Annotated in this window: 19 protein-coding genes and 1 pseudogene; 13 read left to right on the forward strand and 7 right to left on the reverse strand. The window is 65.4% G+C overall.

Features of this window, described 5'->3' with window-relative positions:
* Positions 1-30: 30 nt before the first annotated feature.
* The gene (locus Q0X68_RS00005; RefSeq protein WP_297745710.1) at positions 31-762 is read right to left on the reverse strand and encodes an FGGY-family carbohydrate kinase; all 732 of its coding nucleotides are present in this window, start codon (positions 760-762) and stop codon (positions 31-33) included.
* A 156-nt stretch (positions 763-918) separates the two neighbouring features.
* On the opposite strand from Q0X68_RS00005, the gene Q0X68_RS00010 reads away from it, so the two are divergent.
* The 8 genes from Q0X68_RS00010 (at position 919) to Q0X68_RS00045 (ending at position 8,950) form a co-directional block, all read left to right on the forward strand.
* The gene (locus Q0X68_RS00010) at positions 919-1,332 is read left to right on the forward strand and encodes a hypothetical protein (RefSeq protein ID WP_297745712.1); all 414 of its coding nucleotides are present in this window, start codon (positions 919-921) and stop codon (positions 1,330-1,332) included.
* A 169-nt stretch (positions 1,333-1,501) separates the two neighbouring features.
* A complete protein-coding gene (locus Q0X68_RS00015) occupies positions 1,502-2,140 on the forward strand; it encodes an SAF domain-containing protein (RefSeq protein ID WP_297745714.1) in 639 nt (212 codons plus the stop codon).
* Between the two features lie 3 nt (positions 2,141-2,143).
* Entirely contained in the window at positions 2,144-2,938 is a 795-nt protein-coding gene (locus Q0X68_RS00020; protein WP_297745716.1) for a hypothetical protein, read from the forward strand.
* A 40-nt stretch (positions 2,939-2,978) separates the two neighbouring features.
* Positions 2,979-4,343: a CpaF family protein gene (locus tag Q0X68_RS00025; RefSeq protein WP_297746024.1), complete on the forward strand. Its 1,365-nt coding sequence runs from the start codon at positions 2,979-2,981 to the stop codon at positions 4,341-4,343.
* Entirely contained in the window at positions 4,340-5,185 is an 846-nt protein-coding gene (locus tag Q0X68_RS00030; protein WP_297745717.1) for a type II secretion system F family protein, read from the forward strand. The genes Q0X68_RS00025 and Q0X68_RS00030 overlap by 4 nt, the downstream gene beginning before the upstream one ends.
* 65 nt (positions 5,186-5,250) lie before the next feature.
* Positions 5,251-6,036, forward strand: coding sequence for a type II secretion system F family protein (locus tag Q0X68_RS00035; RefSeq protein WP_297745720.1), 786 nt, complete (start codon positions 5,251-5,253; stop codon positions 6,034-6,036).
* 98 nt (positions 6,037-6,134) lie between these two features.
* On the forward strand, positions 6,135-6,308 hold the full coding sequence (locus tag Q0X68_RS00040; protein WP_297746046.1) for a hypothetical protein: 174 nt from the start codon (positions 6,135-6,137) through the stop codon (positions 6,306-6,308).
* An 11-nt stretch (positions 6,309-6,319) separates the two neighbouring features.
* On the forward strand, positions 6,320-8,950 hold the full coding sequence (locus tag Q0X68_RS00045; protein WP_297745722.1) for a LysM peptidoglycan-binding domain-containing protein: 2,631 nt from the start codon (positions 6,320-6,322) through the stop codon (positions 8,948-8,950).
* Here Q0X68_RS00045 and Q0X68_RS00050 read toward each other — a convergent pair.
* From Q0X68_RS00050 to dnaA, 6 genes are all read right to left on the reverse strand, one after another.
* Positions 8,947-9,492 (reverse strand): DUF721 domain-containing protein, encoded by a 546-nt coding sequence (locus tag Q0X68_RS00050; protein WP_297745724.1) that lies wholly within the window; start codon positions 9,490-9,492, stop codon positions 8,947-8,949. The genes Q0X68_RS00045 and Q0X68_RS00050 overlap by 4 nt on opposite strands.
* Entirely contained in the window at positions 9,489-10,640 is a 1,152-nt protein-coding gene (gene recF / locus Q0X68_RS00055) for a DNA replication/repair protein RecF (protein ID WP_297745726.1), read from the reverse strand. The genes Q0X68_RS00050 and recF overlap by 4 nt, the downstream gene beginning before the upstream one ends.
* Before the next feature lie 156 nt (positions 10,641-10,796).
* Positions 10,797-11,957, reverse strand: a complete 1,161-nt coding sequence (gene dnaN / locus Q0X68_RS00060) for a DNA polymerase III subunit beta (RefSeq protein WP_297745729.1) — start codon at positions 11,955-11,957, stop codon at positions 10,797-10,799.
* 91 nt (positions 11,958-12,048) lie between these two features.
* Positions 12,049-14,601 carry an ABC transporter permease gene (locus Q0X68_RS00065; RefSeq protein ID WP_297745732.1) on the reverse strand — a complete coding sequence of 851 codons (2,553 nt, stop codon included), beginning with the start codon at positions 14,599-14,601 and terminating at the stop codon, positions 12,049-12,051.
* 6 nt (positions 14,602-14,607) lie between these two features.
* Positions 14,608-15,396: an ABC transporter ATP-binding protein gene (locus Q0X68_RS00070; RefSeq protein WP_297745735.1), complete on the reverse strand. Its 789-nt coding sequence runs from the start codon at positions 15,394-15,396 to the stop codon at positions 14,608-14,610.
* Between the two features lie 337 nt (positions 15,397-15,733).
* Positions 15,734-17,068, reverse strand: coding sequence for a chromosomal replication initiator protein DnaA (gene dnaA, locus Q0X68_RS00075; protein ID WP_297746027.1), 1,335 nt, complete (start codon positions 17,066-17,068; stop codon positions 15,734-15,736).
* A 319-nt stretch (positions 17,069-17,387) separates the two neighbouring features.
* Between dnaA and rpmH the strand changes: the two genes are divergently transcribed.
* From rpmH to Q0X68_RS00100, 5 genes and pseudogenes are all read left to right on the forward strand, one after another.
* Positions 17,388-17,525 carry a 50S ribosomal protein L34 gene (gene rpmH, locus Q0X68_RS00080; protein WP_108870930.1) on the forward strand — a complete coding sequence of 46 codons (138 nt, stop codon included), beginning with the start codon at positions 17,388-17,390 and terminating at the stop codon, positions 17,523-17,525.
* A 9-nt stretch (positions 17,526-17,534) separates the two neighbouring features.
* Positions 17,535-17,885, forward strand: a complete 351-nt coding sequence (rnpA, locus tag Q0X68_RS00085) for a ribonuclease P protein component (RefSeq protein WP_297745738.1) — start codon at positions 17,535-17,537, stop codon at positions 17,883-17,885.
* Positions 17,879-18,100: pseudogene (gene yidD, locus Q0X68_RS00090) on the forward strand (membrane protein insertion efficiency factor YidD); the annotation flags it as partial. The gene rnpA and the pseudogene yidD, both read left to right, overlap by 7 nt.
* Before the next feature lie 53 nt (positions 18,101-18,153).
* Positions 18,154-19,281, forward strand: a complete 1,128-nt coding sequence (gene yidC / locus Q0X68_RS00095) for a membrane protein insertase YidC (protein WP_297746029.1) — start codon at positions 18,154-18,156, stop codon at positions 19,279-19,281.
* Between the two features lie 10 nt (positions 19,282-19,291).
* Complete coding sequence (locus tag Q0X68_RS00100) at positions 19,292-19,756, forward strand: R3H domain-containing nucleic acid-binding protein (protein WP_297745741.1); 465 nt, start codon at positions 19,292-19,294, stop codon at positions 19,754-19,756.
* The last annotated feature ends 1 nt before the right edge of the window (position 19,757 follow it).

The raw sequence follows: 19,757 nt of genomic DNA on the forward strand, positions 1-19,757 counted from the left end.
TTCCACCAGCCGCCACGCCGCTACCACCATCTACACCCTCAAACGCGAAGAGCCGGGAATCGGACCGGATAACCCCAGAGATGAGGCAACATCGGGAAGCATGGTACCGACGACGCTGGCCGCAGCTGCGAGATCAGGAAGCTGCTGGCGCCGTAGACCGCACAACTCGAGGAGCTCGTCAGACCATTCCAGCCGGGCGAGATCACAGATGCCCAGGCTGTCAGCTGTTGCCACGGAGTCAACCCACTGACCTGTGAGCTCGTGCACCAGCCACGAATGCACTCCAACAACGCGTTGCGCGCTGCGCAGGGTTTCGCTTTCGTGATGGGCGAGCCAGGCGATTTTGTAGATCGACGGAGTAACGTCGGGCTCGAACCCGGAAATCTGGTGGACGCGCTCTGACCCGATGCGACGGACTTCATCCGACGCTCGCCCATCCAGCCACAAAATGGCGTTGCGACGCGGGGTTCCATCATCGTCACATAACACGAACGTTTGACGCTGCGGAGTGATGCAGCACGCAGCTAGGCGGCGCCGGTCCTGCGGCTCAAGCTGCGCAACAGCATCAGCGATGGCTGAGAAAGCCGCGCGTCCCCAATCTCGCGCGTCTTGTTCGTAGTGGTCTGGCGCGGGCTGGAGAATGTCGTATGTTGCCTTGCCGAGTGCGAATACATTCCCCTCCATGTCCGTGATGAGCGCTTTTGAGCCCGTCGTCGAAGAATCCAGACCAAGTACGAGCGGAGAATCAGGTTGTGGCGTCATGTGCCTACTATGCCAGCGTCGCCTGGCCCACCAGACAGAGGGTATCCGGAGGAGCTAACCCAATATTCACTTGCGTTTGCCACAAACGTCCGAAATAAGGCTTTCAGGCAAACGCAAGTGAATATTGGGTTGGTCATGGCCCGGTAGGGTGGCCGTATGGCAGGTGGCGATCGCGCGGAAGCGGCACGAATCCGGCTTCAGTTGGCGGAACAGCAGGCCCGGTCGGAGGCGCTGGAGGCACAGGTGCTCATTGATGAGTTCGTGCTGCAGGCAAAGCAACAGGGCCTTGCCTCCGTTCCTCTGAAGGCCACCACCTACAGCGGGCACAAAGTGAAGACTGACAAGCGCGGATGGTACCTGCGCCAGAACCACTCTGTGGCCATCGACGAAGACGGTGGATTTCATCACCTGGTGGTGGGCGGCGGGCTCAAGGAACGCCTGCGCGGGGTGAAGCTTCCTGGCACGCAACCCACCCTCGTCGTCGGGCGCGGAGGCCGCGATGGCGAGACCGGATATCTCAGAGAATTCCTCCAGTGGGTGCTTGAGGGCAAGGTCAACCAGGCTGACTAGGCCCATCGCCCCAACGCACGCGTTTCCCACATTTCCCCACCATTATCCACACAACCTGTGGATAACTAGGCCTGAATCTGTGAAATCTCGGAAAGTTTTCCACAGTTGTCACAAAAACCGCTGAAGTGACCCCGTCGACCACATAGTTTTCGTCACGGAGGTGCCAGCTATGGGTGCAACTGAAGCTGACGCGGGGGCAACGAAGCTCCCCCGCCCCGAGGCAGTGCAAATGCGAGCCCGGCGGAGCCCGAAACTGATCGCCGGTGGAGTGCTCGCCGTGGTGCTCGGCGCGCTCGGATTCGCGTACATCTACGAGTCTTCGACGAACTACGCCTCGGTGGTCGCCGTCGCTCAACCCATCGCGCGCGGTTCCGTCGTCACGCAAGAACAGTTGCGCGTCGTGCAGGTGCCGGAGGGATTCTCGACGCAAACCCTCGCCGCAGATGCGCTGGACGATCTCGTCGGGCACACCGCGCTCACTGATCTCCCGATGGGGTCGTTCCCGCTCGCCTCCCACGTGGGCGACAACCCACTGCCAGGCGGCGAGGCGCTCGTCGGGCTACGGCTCACCCATGGACAACTTCCCACCGCTGCGTTGCCGGCGGGCACCGCGGTGGAACTCGTCGGCGTCGGAGATGACGCAGATGCCTCGAAGGTGGTCCCGGCCGTCGTCGCAACTGCTCCGTTGCTGCTCGACGACGGCGCCTCGTTCGTGGTCGACGTGCGCGTGGCCCACGGCGAAGCCGGTGCAGTGGCCCGCTTGGCCGCACGCAATGAGTTGGCGCTGTTCGCCGTCGGGGAGCGGTGAGCAATGGCAGTGATCGTGTTCACATCGGGGCCGGGCTCGCCTGGAGTTACGACGACATCCCTCGCCCTCGCGCTGGCTTGGCCCCGCGGCGTACTCCTGGCCGACTGCGACCGTGACCCATCGCAGGCCGTGCTCGCCGGCTACCTGCGCGGCCTCGACACCGGCGGCAGAGGGTTGGCGTCGGTGGCCCAGGCACACCGCGAAAACCGGCGCGTCCACGACGAGCTATGGATGCACACTTGCCCGCTGACTTCGGAGGATGCACCGAAACGGCGGTTTCTCCCCGGTTTCAGCCAGCCAGCGGCGGTGCGGCTGTTCGATGGCGTTTGGGCTGGGCTCGGTGAGGCGTTCGAGGAGCTCGACGCGCTGGGCGTCGACGTGCTCGTCGACGCAGGGAGAATCAGCGTGGGTGGGCTGCCCATGGGATTGCTGGCGGCGGCGGACCTCGTCGTCGCGGTCACGCGCAGCCACCTGCGGTCGCTTGCGGCGCTGCGCCTCCATCTCCCCACCTTGCGCGACCAGCTCACCTCGCTGCCGGTCGAGGTGCCGCTGGGGCTGGGCATCGTCGGGACGAATCAGCCGTACTCCACGAAGGAGATTGCACAGCAGTTCGCCGTGCCCGCGTGGTTCGAGCTGCCACACGACGCCCAGGCTGCGGGCGTGCTGCTCGACGCCCAGCCCGAGCCGAGGCGGTTCATGGAGCAGAGCTTCATGGGCAAGGCACGCTCAGTGGCGAAACAGCTGGGCGAACGGGTGCATGGCATCAAGGCGAGCAGAGAGGCGTTGATGCATGTCTGACTTGGCAAGCAGCCTCGGCCTCCTCGGCCCGGCTCCGGAGATGCTTCGCGACGGCGACGTCACCGTCGCGGATCCCCCTCGGCGCGCCGAGCTGACGGAGGCTGAGCTCGATTGGCCCCTCGTCGTGCAGCTGCGTCGCGAGGCCGCTGAGCAGGTGTCGGCGGCCGACGCCCAGTGGCACGACGAGCGTGGCAGTGCCATGCCCGACGAGGACCGCCGCGTGCACGCCCGCGCCATCATTCGAGGCGTGGTGCACGCCACGGCGCAGCGGTTGAGCGACGACGGCGAGGCGCTGTGGAGCCTCGCGCTCGAAAACCGATATGCGGATGCGGTGGAGTCGGCAATGTTCGGCTACGGGCGCCTGCAACCGCTGTTCGAGATTCCCGACGCCGAGAACATCGAGATTCACGGCCACGACTGCGTCATGGTGCAGTACGGCGACGGTCACCGCGTCGAGCATCCACCCGTCGCGGATTCCGACGACGAACTCGTCGAGGCCATCCGCTTCCTCGGCGAGACAGCCAAGCCCCCGCGGCCGTTCGACGATGCCCACCCGACGATGACCCTCGCGCTCGGCTCGAAGTTCCGGCTGCACGCCATTGGGTTCGGGTTGTCGTACCGCCCATCCGTGGTCATCCGGCAGCACCGTTTGACGGACGTCACGCTGGACGACCTCGCCCAAACGGGCATGTTCCCCCGCGAGCTTGGAGGGTTGCTGCGCGCAGCCGTGCTCGGGCGGGAGTCCATCGTGATCGCTGGTGACCAGGGCGCCGGTAAAACCACCTTGCTGCGCGCGCTCATCGACGCGATCCCCGCGAGCGAGCGGTTCGGCACCCTGGAAACCGACTACGAGCTGCTCACTCACCTGCACGAGCATCGTCGCAACATGCTGGCGTTGCAGGCTCGCATCGGGTTGGGTGAATCGGCCGCTGGCAAGGCTGTTGGCGCGTACACCGTCGCGGATCTCATCCCGGAGGCACTGCGCCAGAACCTGTCGCGCCTGGTGGTCGGCGAGGTGCGTGGTGAAGAGGCCGGGGCGATGTTCGAGGCGATGCAGTCGGGCGCGGGTTCGCTGTCGACGACGCACTCGCACTCGGCATCGTCGACGATCGACCGCCTCGCCTCCCGCGTCGCGCAGGGCGGCGTGTTGGGCGTCGATGAGGCGATGCGTCAGATCGCGCACCACATCGGGTTGATCGTGCACGTGGTGCTCCGCGACGACACGTGGCGCGGGGGCACGCGCCGGCGTTTCGTGAGCGAGGTGCGGCAGCTGACGGGCTCGATGGAGGCCGGGCGTCCCACCACGCACCTGTTGTATAAGGCGTCTGCCGATGGCTCCCCCGAACTGTTCGACCCCAGCGCGGAATTGCTCACCGAGCTGGCCGAATTTTGGGAGCGACGATGACCCTCGCGGCCGCTGCACTGGGCGGTCTCGTCGCATTTGGCCTTGTCCTCGTCGTGTTGGGGTGGACTTCCCCACCGCCTCCACCACAATCCACAAGCCTGTGGAAAACTCTGTGGACACGGTGGGAAAGTATCCCGCTCCGGCGCCGCTGGTGGGTGGTCGGGTCGGTCGTCGCGGGGTTCGCTGTGGCGGCGATCACGCAGTTTCTGCCGGCCATCGTGCTCATACCCGCGCTCGCCATCGCGGTGCCGTGGTTGTTGGGCGAGCCGCCCACCCGCGAACTCGATCTGCTCGCGGCCTTGGATCGTTGGGTGCGGCTGCTCTCCACCTCCATCGGCACCGGCAAGTCCATCCGCGACGCCATCTTCGCCACCCGCACCCAGGCGCCCGAGGCGATCCGCGATGCCGTCGACCGACTCTGCGCCCGCCTCGACCAGCGCACCACCACGAAAGACGCACTGCTGCGCTTCGCCGACGAGCTCGATTCCGCAGATGCCGACGCGGTAGCCGCCGCGCTCGCCATCGCCTCGACGCGCGGCGGGGTAGGCACGCGGGCTACGCTCATGGGCTTGTCAGACACCATTCAAGACCGCCTTCGAGCGTTGCGGGAGGTGGCGACGGAACGCGCCAAGCCGCGCGCGGTGGTGCGGCAAGTCACGACGATCACCCTCACTGTAATCGTCGCAGCGGTCGTGCTGAACGGGCCGTTCTTCGAGCCGTACCTCACGCCGATCGGCGGGGTGATCGCCCTCACGCTTGCCGCCTGCTACGCGGGCTGTCTGCTCATGCTTCGCCGCATGTCGACGCCCCCACCCGCCCCACGATTCTTGCGGGGGCAATGATGGGGTTCGCGATTGGCTTCGGAATGCTCGTTGGCTTGGGTGTTTGCGTGATTGTGGCGGGGGCCGTGCCGGCACCGGTTCGGCTCGGTGACGCCCTTGCCGTGCTCGACCGCCGCCCCTCGCAACCGGCCGCAGGTGCGTCGTCGACGACGAATCCGAGGCGTTGGCGTCTGCCGCTCACGCAGGAACAGCAGCGTCTGCTGGCCATGCAGGACCGCGACGCCGCCGATTTCTTCACCGAGAAACTCATCCTCGGTGTGGCCGGGCTGCTGCTGCCTGGGCTGTGGGTGGCGCTGCAGTTCTTGCTGGGCAACTCCCCAACGCTGCTTCCGCTGTTCGTCGCTCCGCTGGGGGCGCTCGTCGGATATTTGGTGCCTGACTTGCGCCTTCGACGCGGTCAGCGTCAGCAACAGCGGGCGATGCACGACGCACTCCACACGTTTTTTGATCTCGTCGCGCTCGAGCGTCTCGCCAACGCCTCGGCTACCCAGGCGACGCTGTCGGCCGCGGAAATCTCGGACGCCCCGCTGTTTCGTCGCATCACTGCCGGCCTCCAGCGGGCCCGCATGGAGCAGGTGCCGCCGTGGGATGAGCTGCGTTCGGTGGCCGATGAGTGGCGCGTGCCGGAGCTCGCAGACTTCGCCGACGTCATGCAACTCGAAGAGCAGGGCGCGGGCCTGGCCGAGGTGCTCCAGGCCCGCGTGAAGGAGCTGCGCGACGCGCATCTCACCCAGGTCAAGATCGAGGCCAACGTCGCTAGCGAGCGAATGACCTTGTGGATGACCATTCCCGCCATGTTGTTGGGGCTGGCGTTCCTCGCGCCGGCCCTGCTGAGGATCACAGGGACGTGATCGCCCCTTGTGGATAACTTTCCACAGTTGTCCACAGCCTTGAGGAAATGTGGGAATTACCCACACCGAACTGCCACAGTGAAGATCAGGAGAACACCATGAAAGCCATTCACACACTCATCGGCCTCACCGTGCAGGCCCGCGCACCGCGCGACGAGCGTGGCCTGTCTCAGTCGACGGAGAACGCCATCCTGCTCGCCGGTGCGGCGGCCATCGCGCTCATCATCATCACCGTCATTACCGAGTACGTCCGCAACAACCTTCCAAGCTAAAGGAGCCCGGCATGAAGTGGCTGCGCGCCGCCGCATCACTCGCCCTCCTGGTGGGCGTGCTCGTCGGCGTGCCTATGCTCCTCTTTGCGAGCACCAACCCCTCGGGGTTGCTGGAAGTGGATTGGGCACGCGCGCTGATGCGCCCCGACGACGGGCGCATCGTGCTCGAACTCCTCGGGCTCATCGGCTGGCTCGCGTGGGGTGTGTTGGCGGCGACGATCATCGTTGAGGTGGTCGCCGTCGTCACCAGGCGCCGCATCGACGTACGACTGCCGGGCACGCAGTGGCTCCGCCCTGCCGTCACCGCGCTGGTCGCCGCCGTGCTGCTGGCACCGGTGGGTGCCGCATCGGCAGCCCCACCCGACACCCCCGCACCACACGCGACGGCACACGTCCCGCAAGGCGATCCGTCGGCAGCATCCTCCCGCGACACCTCGCCCGACGATGCGCCACCCGCCGCCACGACGCGCACTGGGCGCGAGTATGTGGTGCAGCCCGGTGACGAGCTGTGGACGCTCGCCAAGCAGCAGCTCGGGTCCGGGGAGCGCTGGCGTGACATCCTCGCGGTGAACCCGGGGCTCACCGCCGAGGCACGCCTCCGGCCCGGAACCACACTGCAGGTGCCACCCGACGTGCAGGTGGCGCGCGGCGATTCGCTGTGGAAGCTCGCCGCCAGGCATCTGGGAGACGGCGAACGGTGGCCGGAAATCCACGAGCTCAACGCCGATCTCATTCTTAACCCTGACGAGATCGACATCGGATGGCGTCTGTTGCTCCCCACCACCACACCCGCGAGGGAGGTTCAGGAGGAGCCGACGATTCCCGAGGCGGAGAGCGCGCAGGCTGCACCAGTTTCGCCCGAGTCATCCAGCCCAGTCACAACGACCCCGGCCACGTCCGCGCCCACCACGTCCGCGTCGCCTCCGCCGGCACCGGTTGCAACTCAGCCAGCTCCATCCGCTCCGACATCAGCCGCGCCCAGTTCGGAGGCGCAGCCCGCTGCGGGCACCACGGCTGACGACGCGTCTCAAGGCACCGAATCAGTGTCCGAACTCGACGAGGAATCGCACGGCCTGGTGGGTGCCATCGGCGGCATGTTGGCCAGCACCATCGTCGTGGGCGTCGCGGCGCGGCGTAGGCTGCAACTGGTGGGTCGGGCGCTGGGCAGAAGGCTCGTGCCGCTCAGCCCTGAGGCCACGAAGTTCTGGACGGCCCTCGCCCGCAAAGCGGAAACCTCCACCGAGGCGCCCACCGACGTCGAGCCCACGAGCGTGGTGCTCGGTTGGCGCAGCGACGAGTCGGAGGTCACCCTGGATCTGGAACAAGCCGGGGCGACGGGCCTCATCGGAGCTGCCGAACCACAGGCGGTTATCGGCGCCATGGCAACGAGCTTGCTGTGCGCACCGTGGTCGAGCGACGTCGAGGTGGTGCTCGTCGGCGCCGATCAGCCCTGGGCGAAGGCCGTCGACGACCCGCGCCTGCGGGAGCTCTCCGTCGACGAGGCATGCGAGTACCTCACGACGGTGTGCGCGACGCGTCGCCTCGAACTCGGCGCGCGCCTCCTCGACGATGTGCGCGCCTGCCCAGACCTGGCGCCTGCGTGGCACCCGGTGGTGGCGCTGTTCGCCGAATCCGTCACCGCATCGCAGGCGCGCACCATCGAGGACGCCCTCGGGCTTGGCCGGACGGGCGTCTCGGCGGTGATCCCTGATTGGCAAGGGACGACGCAGGTGCAGTTTGACGACGACATGGCCTCGCTCGACGGTGAACGCTTCCGCCCGCAGCTGCTCACCACGCCCGCCCGACGCGCCCTGGTGGAGCTCTTCGCCGGCACGCTCGAGGACGCCACCGAGCCCGCCGGATGGTGGTCGCCCGCTGCTCCACGACGCTCGTTGACCGGCCACTTCCTGGGCCCGGAACCAGAACCGTCGCTGCCACCTGCTCCGTCGCTCGTGTTGCTGGGCGAGCCTGCGCTGGAGGGCGCCACCGGCCAGGAGCCCCGTCGAGCCCAGCAGCAGTGCATCGAGTATGCCGCGTGGCTGCTGCTGCACCCCGGCTCCACCGCCACCACCATGTCCCGCGCCCTGTGCGTCGCGGAAGGCACACGCCGCTCGAACCTCTCCCGGTTGCGCACCTGGCTCGGATGCGACGAGGCCGGTCACCGCTTCCTGCCCGAGGCCTACCAGGGGCGCATCTCGCTCGATGAGCGCGTCACCTCCGACTGGCACCGTGTGCGCGCACTCATTCCCGGCACTATCAACGAGGCTTCAGACCGCGCGCTGCGCTACGCACTCACCTTGGTGTCTGGGCCGCCGCTGGGCACCGCCGTCGTGCGGTGGCCGTGGGCACGCACCATCCATGACGACATGGTGGCGTTCCTCGTCGACGTGGCATGCGAGCTCACCGACCGCTGCCTGGCGGGCGGCTACTTCGACGAAGCACTCTGGGCGCTTGAGCAGGGCCGAAACGTGGGCCCGAACCACGACGAGCTGCGCATCCGCGCGGTGCGAGCCCGGCACCTGATGGGCGACGCCGCCGCCACCCGAGCGGAAGTTGCCAGCCTGATCCAGACCATCCGCGACGAGAACCGCCAGATGCAGCCCGAGCATGCCGCCGAGCTCGCGCGCATCGGTGCCGCTTAGCCGTAGGTGTCTCTCGGGCCACGCCCGTCGCGCACCGACCTCGGCCCGTGCTTCCAGCTGTGTTGCGGCGGGCCGACGATGTCCACCCGCTTCACCGTGCGGTCACCGAGCTCACGGTTGAGCTTCGCCAGCAACTGCGAGGCGGAGTACTTCATGCCGGTGGCCCAGGCCGTCGAGTCGCACTGCACCTTGAGCACACCGTCGCGGAAATCCACGGGCTGTGAGTGTTCGGCATTCGCGTCGCCGACGAGGTCGGCCCAGTTGCGCAGCACCGTCGACAGCGAGAGGCGTTTCGTCCAACCCCGCCGCTCCACCACCGTCTCGAACACGGAACCGATGAGCTGGGGGTCGCGGTCATCGGGATGTGCGCCCGAGCGCTGCTGCTCGCCGGTGAACCGTCGGCGCTTCACCGGTTTGCGTGGCTCGGGAAGCGCCGGCGCATAGGGTTTGCCCAACACGGTGGCGCGGGCGATCTGGGCGGCGAGGTCGAGCCCGGTCGGGTCGTGGGGCACGGGCTCCTCGGTTATGGGCTCGTCGGTCACGACGCCTCCTCGGCCACACTGCCAGCCTCGACGCGAAATCTGCGCTCACTAGGGAACTCGGGAACATCCGAGCCCACCGCCGCGGTGATGAGCACCTGCTCCGCATGCCCGATGGCATCAGCCAAGCGAGCACGCCGCGACGAGTCTAGCTCGGCGAACACGTCGTCGAGCACGAGCACGGGCTCGGTGCCGTCGTCGCGCACGAGTTCAAAACCTCCGAGGCGCAGTGCCAGCGCCAGCGACCACGACTCCCCGTGCGACGCGTACCCCTTCGCGGGCAGCGCTCCGATGAACAATTCGATGTCGTCGCGTTGTGGCCCGACGAGCGTCACTCCCCGTCGAAGCTCCTCGTCGCGCACCCCCTTCAACGCATCGAGAATGCGCTGCTGCAACTCCGCCTGCACATCGTCAGCCTCGGAAGCCCCAGCGAGATCGACCGCCGACTTGTAGTGCGCCTCGATCTCATTGTTCACCGGGGCGATCGCGGCATACGCGCCCTGCGCGAACGGGCGGACGTCGGCGAGCGTGTCGAGCCTGGCATGCAGCAGCTCCGCACCCATCCGGGCGAGCTGCTCATCCCAGATCTGCAGCGTGATGGCATCGTCGCCCATGCCGGCGTCGAACCGCTTGCCTGCCATGCCCTTCAGCAACGCGTTGCGCTGCTTGAGCACCTTGTCGAAATCGTGTTTCACCCCGGCCATGCGTGGCCACCGGGTGACGATCAGCGAATCGATCCAGCGTCGCCGATCCGACGGGTCACCCCGCACGATTGCCAGGTCCATCGGGGAGAACACCACCGTGCGCAGCATCCCGACGAGATCCCTCGCCCTGGGCAGCGGCCCACGGTTGAGCCGGGCCTGATGCTGCCTGCCCTTCGCGATCTCGAGTTCGAGCAGCAGTTCGCGCTCATCGTCGACGCCCGCTTGCACCCTCGCCCTCACTAGCGCCGACTCCTCCCCCGCCCGGATCAGCGGCACTACGCTCGCGACCCGGTGCGAGGACGCCGTCGACAGATACTCGACTGCCTCAACCAGATTCGTCTTCCCCTGCCCATTCGAGCCGACGAACACATTGACACCCGAAGTCAGCGCGATGTTGGCTTCGGGGTAATTGCGAAAATTCGTGAGTTCGAGAGCAGTGACAAACATGTGCAGCCAAGCCTAGCTGGCGTGCCCACGTCGCGAGCCGACCAGCCCGGCCCCTCGATGACCGAAATCCTCCACACGTGCAAGAATCCGCGAAAATCCGCCCCTCAATCGCTTCTCGTGGAGGATAACGGTCAACTTGCAGCCCGCACCCAGCAACTAGCTGGGCAGGCGCATCAGCATGATGACGTGGCGGTAGTCGAGCAGCTGCTCGCCATCCATGCTTGCCAGGCCCGTAATCAGGCAGGGTTTGCCCGGCGCCGTGAACGAGAAGTGCGCGTACGGGGCGTCGAGCGCACCCAGCGCGTCGAGGAGGTACTGCGGGTTGAAGCCCGCGGCCTCGATCGTCTGCTCATCGCCGACGATCTCCACGCCCGCAGGGATTGCTTCCGTGCCCTGCGCCTGGTCTCCCGTGGCAGCCTCGAGGGTGACGTGATCGTCGTTGATGACCATGCGCAGCGGAGTGTTGCGCTCTGCGACGAGCTTCACGCGCTTCACCGCGCCGAGCAGCTCGTCGCGGGAGACGCGGACGTTCACGGTGCCGTCAACATCCATAAGGTGCCGCACCTTCGGGAACGACTGCGACAGCAACCGCGTCGTGGCCTCGCGCTTGCCGTAGCTGCCCTCGCCGACGAAGCCCGCCAGGCCCTCGCCTTCGGCCTCGGTGGTGGACAGCGAGATGGTGACCTCGTCGCCGCCCGACATCGCCTTCGCCGTGTCGGAGAGCACCTTGCCCGGGATGAGCACCGCGCCCTCGGCGTCGGGCGTCGACGGATTCCAGGTAATTTCCTTCAGCGCCATGCGGTAGCGGTCGGTGGCCAGCAGCGACAGCGTCTCGCCGTCGATTTCCACCCGCACGCCAGTGAACACCGACAGCAACTCGTCGCGCCCGGCCGCCACAAACACCTGCGCGACGGCGCGCTCGAACGTGGAAGCGTCGACGGTGCCCGCCTGCGTGGGCATGTCGGGCAGGGTGGGGTACTCGTCGACCGGCAGTGTCTGCAACGTGAAGTGTGCCGAACCGCAGGTGAGCTCGACCTTCGAGTGGTCCGCATCCAGTTCGACAGGCTTGTTCGGCAGCGAACGCGCGATCTCAGCGAGCAGACGCCCCGACACGAGGACGGTGCCCTCGTCGTGCACCTGCGCGGGCAGCGCTACCTTCGCCGAGGTGGTGGAATCAAAACTGGACAGCGTCACCGCATCACCGTCGGCGCTCAGCAGCATGCCTGAGAGGATCGGTGCGGTGGGACGGTTCGGCAGGCTGCGGGCAACCCAGGCAACGGCGTCGGCCAGCGCGTCGCGCTCCACACGGATTTTCACTTGCTTCTCCTCGTTCTTCCACAGGTGTAGCCCACGGCGGTCACACTCCGACGATCATATCGGCCACACCTTCTCTGCGGTAGCGCTACCGCTACAGCGTCGCAATTGAATCCAGCACCGGCAGCTTCGCGGCGCGCCGCGCGGGCGAAATCGCGGCGAGCATGCCGAACACCGCAGCCACCACGAGCATGAGCACAAGCTGCAGCCACGGCACATCCAGCGTGTCGATCCCCGCATCGACGTTCGCACGCTGCAGCACCACGCCAAACAGCAGCCCGAGCAGCACACCCAACACGGATCCCATCACCGTGACGAGCACGGATTCGAGAGTGATCATGCGACGAATCTGCCGCCTCGTCACCCCCACCGCACGCAGCAGTCCGATCTCGCGCGTGCGCTCGATCACGCTCAGCGACAGCGTGTTGACAATGCCGAGTACCGAAATCACCAACGCCAGCCCGAGCAGCCCGTAGAGCAACCCGACCACCTGCTGGAACTGATCGACGCGATCCTGCACATACTCGTGCACGTCCGACACAGCGACGGTCTTCACCTCGCTCGTCGCGTTCAGCAACCCCTGCCGAACCTGCTCGGCGTCGGCGCCGTCGTCGGTGAACACCACGAGCTTCCTCACCACCCGCGAGTCGGCGATCTTATCCAGCGTTGCCTTGTTGACGATGACCTGCGCCGGAGCATCGTCATCGGCGATACCTGTCACCAGTAGCTGCTGCGTGCCCACCGAGCCCGCGAGCTCGAACGTCATGCCAAGCGACAGCTGCTGATCGCTGGCGAACTTCGCGGAAATCACCGCGGAATCTGGCTCGTCGGTCATGGTGCCCGCGACGATCTCCGTCGCGGTGCCTTCGTGGAGGCCCCGCGGCGTGGTGCCGGCCATCGTGACCGGTTTCTGCTCACCGGGGAGCTGCGCCTGCGCTGGCCACAGCGCCGCAACCCAATCGACGCCATCGACGCCCTCCACCTGCTCGGCCAGCTTCCCGTCGAAGGGGGTCATGGTGAGGGGCGCGACGACGAAGTCACCGCGCTGATCTGCCGACAGCTGAGTCTTGAGCGACGTGCTGATGCTCGCGGCAAGCACCGCGACCGTCGTGACGAGGGCCAACCCGATCGTGAGCGTGGCCGCCGTGGCCGCCGTACGGCCAGGCTGCCGCGTGGAATTGCGCCCAGCGAGCGTGCCGACGGTGCCGAATACGCGTCGAAACACCCAGCTCGCGCACGCGATGACAGGCGCGCCGAGCCACGGCATGGCAAGCACGGCGCCGACGAGCATCGTCGCGCATCCGATACCGATCCACCACAGTGGGCCAGGCACGTCGATCCACAATCCGCACACGATGAGCGCGATGGCGATCTCCACCATCATCACTCCGACGAGCGCGAGCGCACCGCCGTCGGGTTTCGCGCTCGAGTGGCTGGCCTCGGCGAGCGCTTCGACGGGGCGGGTGCGCGACGCCCGAACCGCCGGCACCAACGCCGCGATAGCCGTAATCACGATGCCGACGGCATACGATGCGACGATCGACTGCCACGTGAGCTGCGGCTGGGCCGCGCCCAAATCGATGCCGGCTGAGCCCATGAGCGCCATGAGGCCCCACACCAGCAGGTACCCGACGCCGATACCCAGCGTCGCTCCAATCACCCCCATGACGATGGCTTCGAGCAGCACCGACGTGCGCACCTGCGCCCTCGTGGCGCCGATGGCGCGCAGCACCGCGAGCTCGCGGGAGCGCTGGGCGACGAGGATCGAGAACGTGTTGACGATGAGCATGGTTGCGACGAGCAGCGCGATGGCGGCGAAGATCAGCAGCACCGTGTTGACGAAGCCCATGCCTGCACCCAGTGCGTCGCGGATCTCGTCAGCGAGCTTCGCGCCCGTCTCGGCCTTCCAACCCTCGGGAAGCACCTCGGACACCGCCTTGGCTACGTCATTTGCGTCTTTCGACTGGTCGGTGCTGATCCATACCGCCTGGTAGACATCCTTGCCCCCCACAAAGAGCTGCTGCGCTTCGTCGAGCGTGAAGAACAGATACGCCGCGCCCGCCGTCGAGCCGGAGCCGTACGTGCCGGTGCCGACGAGCGTGAACTCCTGCACTCCGTCGAAAGGCGTGGCGACGCGGACCGTATCCCCGATACTGCGCCCAGCGCGTTCGGCGGTGCCCGGATCAATGACAACCTCGTTGTTGGCCTTCGGGGGGCGCCCGTCGACGATGCGCGCGCTCTCTATCCCGCCGACGGCAGGGGTGTCGTGCCAGTTAGCTCCGATGCCTGGTGCGCCGGGGATGCCGACGACGCGGTCATTCGCGTCAAGCACGAATACCTGGGTGTTGAGCACCGAGCCGACCGCCTTGCTCACACCGTCGACGGCCTGGATCTTCTCAATGTCGGCGGGCGTCAAGGCCCGGCTGGGCTGCGCAAGGTCAGCAGGAGAAGAATCGATCCCGAGGTTCCCGTCGCTCACGTTGACGTCCGCCACTGTGGACTGCACGATCTCGTCGAACCCACGCGACAGCAGATTGGTGAACATCAACGAGCCGGCAATGAATGCGATGCCGAGCACAATGGACAGTGCGCTCAGCACCAGGCGGAATTTGCGTGCAAGCAGCGACTTGAACGTGGCCTTCCACATGGGCGATCACAACGCCCGTCGCGGCTTGGCAGACGGCTCGCTCGGCTGCGGGTCATCGTCAGTAACCACCGGATTCCCGTGCTCGTCGAGGCGTGGGTAGAGGCGTGCCATCGTCTGCAGCAGATCGTCTTGCGTGGGGCTATGCACCTCGTCGACGATGCGCCCGTCGGAGAGGAACACGGCACGGTCGGCGTAGCTCGCCGCGGTGGCGTCGTGGGTGACCATGACGACGGTTTGGCCGAAGTCATCCACGCTGGCCCGCAAGAATGACAACACTTCTGCGGCGGCGACGGAGTCGAGGTTGCCGGTGGGCTCGTCGCCGAACACAATCTCGGGGCGATTCATGAGCGCTCGGGCGCACGCGACGCGCTGCTGCTGGCCGCCGGAGAGTTCCGACGGGGTGTGCCCCAGTCGGTCACGCAGATCAAGCATGTTGACGACCTTGTCAAACCAGGCTCGATCAACCTTGCCGCCGGCGATGGACACCGGCAACACGATGTTTTCTTCCGCAGACAGCGTGGGGATGAGATTGAAGGCCTGAAAAATGAAGCCAATACGCTCGCGTCGAAGTTTCGTGAGCGTGGTGTCGTCGAGTGCTGCGACGTCGGTGTCGCCGATGAAGACTTGCCCCGAGGTGGGCGCATCGAGGGCAGCAAGCAGGTGCATCAGCGTGGATTTGCCGGAGCCCGACGGGCCCATGATCGCCGTGAACTTCCCCTGCTCGATTTCGAAGTCGACGCTCTCCAGGGCAACCACCGTGGTGTCGCCGCTGCCGTATTGCTTGGTAAGGGACACTGCCCTGGCTGCTACCGTCACGCCTCAACCGTACCTGGCGAATTTCTTGTGTTTCCACGCTGGAGAGTTTGAAGACTCTTGGTTGTATATCTACTCACAGTAGTAGTAGGTGCTGTGGACACTGTGGATAACTGGCATCGATCCTTGTCCTACTCGTAATGAAGGCTGTGGATAAGTACAACGAAGTTGTCGAATTACACGCTGAGGATTTGTGGATAGCCATCCTCGAAAAGTTTTCCACAGGAGAATCCACACCGGAACAACAGCACTTATCCACAGGCGGGAGTGGGAACGCGAGAGCGCCGCGTCGAGGCGCGGGAATTCGCAAGATGGGCGCTCAGCGCTGTTTGATCTTGTTGGTGAGCTCGGTCACCTGCGTGAACAACGACCGATCTTCACTGATGCGATCGGTGACGCGACGCACGGAGTTCAGCACCGTCGAGTGATCGCGGCCCCCGAATTTGGCGCCGATCTTGGGCAGAGATAGCTCCGTCAGTTCCCGGCACAAGTAGATGGCGATGTGGCGGGGCATGGCAATCCCCGCGACGCGGCTCGTCCCGGTGAGATCGTCCATCGAAATATTGAAGTACTCGCTGGTGGCTTCCATGATCGTCTGCGCATCCACCTGCACCTCGCCCTCTGGGATGAGGCTGTCGAGCACCTCGGTGGCGAGCTCCGTCGTGATCTCCTGCTGATCCAGCGACGCGAGCGCTGCAATGCGGGTGAGCGCACCCTCGAGCTCGCGGATGTTCGTCGTAATCCGAGCCGCGATGAGTTCCAGCACCTGCGTACCCGCGGTCAGGCGCTGCGAGGCCACCTTCTTACGCAAAATAGCGATGCGAGTTTCGAGGTCGGGGGGCTGAATGTCGGTCATGAGCCCCCACTCGAAGCGCGAACGCAGCCGAGGTTCCAGCGCCTCCAGCAACTTCGGCGGGCGGTCGGATGTCATCACGATCTGCTTCTGCGCATTGTGCAGCGTGTTGAACGTGTGGAAGAACTCTTCCTGGGTCTGGATCTTCTGCGCCAGGAATTGAATGTCGTCGACGAGCAACACGTCGATGTCGCGATACGCGCTCCGAAACTCCGCAGTGCGGTTGCTCGAGATGGCGTTGATGAAGTCGTTGGTGAGCTCCTCCGTCGATACGTACTTCACGCGGAGATTCTCGTAGTAGCTCATCACGTAGTGCCCGATGGCGTGCAGCAGATGCGTCTTACCCAACCCCGACGCGCCGTAAATGAGCAGTGGGTTGTACGCCTTGCCGGGGGTTTCCGCGACAGCGGCGGCCGCGGCGTGTGCGAAACGGTTCGACGATCCAGCGACGAAACTCTCGAAGGTGTAGCGGGGATTGAGGCGAACGTCGGACTGGGGTCGAGGCTTCGCCAAAATGGGTTCGGGAAGCTGCGACGCCACCTCCTCGTCGACTTCCGCAGCGGCCGGGCGCTGCTCGGGCACCTGATCTGGATCAATCATCACCGCGAGGTGTGTCGGGGTATTGAAATGATCGGACAGCTGCTCCTCGAGGGCGACGCGCAGGCGGGTCTCGATGCGTTCGCGGGTGGGTTCGTCGCTCACGGCCAGCATCATCGTCGAACCGTGCATCGCGATGGGTTTGGTGCGACGCAGCCACGCACGGGTTGGCGCGTCGGCGGAATCAATGACGCTGTCCCACATGACGTCGAGGTCAATAGCGTCAGTCACAAAGACCCCTTGTTACTCTCGTGAGCGCATGCTCATTGTCCACATTTCCACAGAGTTTCCCACAGACGCGGGTGACACCTGAACCTAGTACCCTCGCGGATGTTCTGCAACCTGTTTGAGTGAATACATCGGCGTGTCGGCTGGACTACATTGATGTAATTTGCATCGGCGGGGTTTGGGTTTGGAGAAACGCCCCTCAAGCGCGTATCGTTACATAGCCGCTGTCTCGGACAGCCCACGTCCTCAGGCCTTCGGGCTTGTGATTACCAGCATCGTTACGGAGAATTCTCGCATGAGCAAGCGTACCTTCCAGCCGAGCAATCGTCGTCGCAGCCGCACCCACGGCTTCCGCAGCCGCATGCGCACTCGGGCCGGCCGCCGGATTCTGGCCGCTCGTCGTCGCAAGGGCCGCGCCGAGCTGTCGGCCTGATCCTGCTCCGTGCTGCCTACCTCGCGCCGTCTGAAAGCTCCCGCAGACTTCACTGCCTGCTTTCGTAATGGCGTGAGAGCGGCAGGAGCGTCGGTCGTCGTGCACGTAGGCCGACCACCCCACACGAATCCACCCGAGGTGACCCGGGTGGGTTTTGTTGTGTCCAAGAAAGTGGGCAATGCCGTCACCAGGAACCGCGTGAAGCGTCGGCTGCGGCATATCGTCGCGGATCTGCCCACACCCATGCACACGGACGTCGTCGTGCGCGCCCTGCCTTCGATTGCGGACGCAGGCGCCGAGCTGCGCGACGACGTGGTTTCCGCGTGGCGCAAAGCCTTCCAGAAGGCGTGCCAATGCTGAAGTATCCGCTCATCTGGTTCGTCAAGGGTTGGCGACGCTGGATCTCGCCGCTGTACGGGGATGTGTGCAAGTTTCATCCGACGTGCTCCGAGTACGGGCTGAGGGCGCTGGAGGTGCACGGGGCGGTGCGCGGGTGCGGTCTGATTGTGTGGCGGCTAGTGCGCTGCCATCCGTGGTCGATGGGCGGCGTGGATTATGTTCCTGGCACCAAGGAATACGACACCTGGGAGGCAGAGATGACCTCGCAGAAGACACTTGAGGTGAGTATCTGATGGAGTTTGTTGTCCCCCTGGGCATCGGCGACGCCTTCATGGGCTTGTTGTCGACGATGATGCAGCCGCTGTACTGGGCGGTCTCCGGGCTGCTGGTGATGTTCCACTGGGTTTGGGGTGTATGGCTGAATCTGCCGAAGGGTGCTGCGTGGGCGCTGGCGATTGTTTCGCTCACCGTCGTTGTGCGTACGGCGATGATTCCGCTGTTCGTGAAGCAGATCAACAGTTCGCGCAACATGCAGCTGCTCCAACCCAAGATGCAGGAGTTGCAGAAGAAGTACGGCAGCGACCGTGAGCGTCTCGGCCAAGAAACGATGAAGCTGTACAAGGAAGAAGGCGTCAACCCCATGGCGTCATGCTTCCCCCTGCTCATTCAGATGCCCATCTTCCTCGCGTTGTTCCGTGTGCTGCAGGGAGCATCCGACGGTCCCGTGCGTGGCCAGTGGTTGAAGGACCGCCCGGAGCTGGTTGAGTCGCTGCAGAGTGCGAAGCTGTTCGGCGCCGAGCTCGCGTCGCGGATTTTCCCGCTCACGCCCTTTGGCATGACGCAGATTCTCGGCATCATCCTGGTGATTTTGATGGTGGGGGCGCTGTTCATCACGCAGCTGCAGCTCATGCGCAAGAACATGCCGCCGGAGGCGCTCACGGGGCCGATGGCGCAGCAGCAAAAGATTATGCTGTACGTGTTCCCGGTCATCTACGCCATGTCGTCGGTGGTGATCCCCATTGGCGTCTTGCTGTACTGGTTTGCCTCGAATGTGTGGACGATGGCGCAGCAGGGCATCCTCATTCGCAACAACCCTGCCCCCAATACCCCTGCCTACATCGACTGGGAAGAGCGGATGCGCGCGAAGGGTCAAGACCCGGATCAGATCATGCGCGAGCGCCGCGAGAAGGCTCGTCGTAAGCGTAGGGGCGCGACGAACGCTCCCACCACCCGCAAGGTGCGCGGGCAGGGTGTGACACCCACCGACGACGTCGACGAGACGACGACCCCCACTCCCCCCAGGGTGCAGCGGCAGCAGGTGACCCGCTCTACCGTCCGCGTGGATGCGGATGGCAAGCGCGTGGTGACCAGGCAGCAGCCCCGCCAGCAATCGCGTGCTCAGCGCAAGAAGAAGTGAAAGGACGCTCATGAGTGATAGCGAATCCAGCCTCCTGGCTGAAGGCGACCTCGTCGCGGATTACCTCGAAGAATTGCTCGACATCGCCGATCTCGACGGTGACATCGAGAACTCTGTCTCTGAGGGGCGAGCGTTCGTCGCCATCGACACTGACTCCGACTTGCTCGTGGGCAAGGACGGCAAGGTGCTCGACGCCCTCCAGGAACTCTCTCGTCTTGTTGTGATGACGGAGACGGGTCATCGCTCTCGGCTGATGGTCGACGTGGCTGGTTTCCGCGAGCGTCGCCGCGCGGAACTCGTCGCCATGGCTCGCGACGCGATCGCCGAGGTGCAGGAAACCGGCGACCCGGTACGCATGATGCCGCTCAACGCGTACGAACGAAAGATCGTCCACGACGAGGTTGCCGGCGCCGGTTTGATGAGCGAATCGGAGGGCGAGCCCCCGAACCGCCGAGTCGTGGTGCAGAAGCCATGAC

The sequence above is a fragment of the uncultured Tessaracoccus sp. genome, from assembly GCF_947286155.1.
Lineage (GTDB): Bacteria > Actinomycetota > Actinomycetes > Propionibacteriales > Propionibacteriaceae > Arachnia.

Excerpts from the sequence above, each read along its gene's own strand:
- Q0X68_RS00005 (WP_297745710.1), bottom strand. The coding sequence starts at position 762 with ATGACGCCACAACCTGATTCTCCGCTCGTACTTGGTCTGGATTCTTCG.
- Q0X68_RS00010 (WP_297745712.1), top strand. The coding sequence starts at position 919 with ATGGCAGGTGGCGATCGCGCGGAAGCGGCACGAATCCGGCTTCAGTTG.
- Q0X68_RS00015 (WP_297745714.1), top strand. The coding sequence starts at position 1,502 with ATGGGTGCAACTGAAGCTGACGCGGGGGCAACGAAGCTCCCCCGCCCC.
- Q0X68_RS00020 (WP_297745716.1), top strand. The coding sequence starts at position 2,144 with ATGGCAGTGATCGTGTTCACATCGGGGCCGGGCTCGCCTGGAGTTACG.
- Q0X68_RS00025 (WP_297746024.1), top strand. The coding sequence starts at position 2,979 with ATGCTTCGCGACGGCGACGTCACCGTCGCGGATCCCCCTCGGCGCGCC.
- Q0X68_RS00030 (WP_297745717.1), top strand. The coding sequence starts at position 4,340 with ATGACCCTCGCGGCCGCTGCACTGGGCGGTCTCGTCGCATTTGGCCTT.
- Q0X68_RS00040 (WP_297746046.1), top strand. The coding sequence starts at position 6,135 with ATGAAAGCCATTCACACACTCATCGGCCTCACCGTGCAGGCCCGCGCA.
- Q0X68_RS00045 (WP_297745722.1), top strand. The coding sequence starts at position 6,320 with ATGAAGTGGCTGCGCGCCGCCGCATCACTCGCCCTCCTGGTGGGCGTG.
- recF (WP_297745726.1), bottom strand. The coding sequence starts at position 10,640 with ATGTTTGTCACTGCTCTCGAACTCACGAATTTTCGCAATTACCCCGAA.
- Q0X68_RS00065 (WP_297745732.1), bottom strand. The coding sequence starts at position 14,601 with ATGTGGAAGGCCACGTTCAAGTCGCTGCTTGCACGCAAATTCCGCCTG.
- dnaA (WP_297746027.1), bottom strand. The coding sequence starts at position 17,068 with ATGTGGGACAGCGTCATTGATTCCGCCGACGCGCCAACCCGTGCGTGG.
- rpmH (WP_108870930.1), top strand. The coding sequence starts at position 17,388 with ATGAGCAAGCGTACCTTCCAGCCGAGCAATCGTCGTCGCAGCCGCACC.
- Q0X68_RS00100 (WP_297745741.1), top strand. The coding sequence starts at position 19,292 with ATGAGTGATAGCGAATCCAGCCTCCTGGCTGAAGGCGACCTCGTCGCG.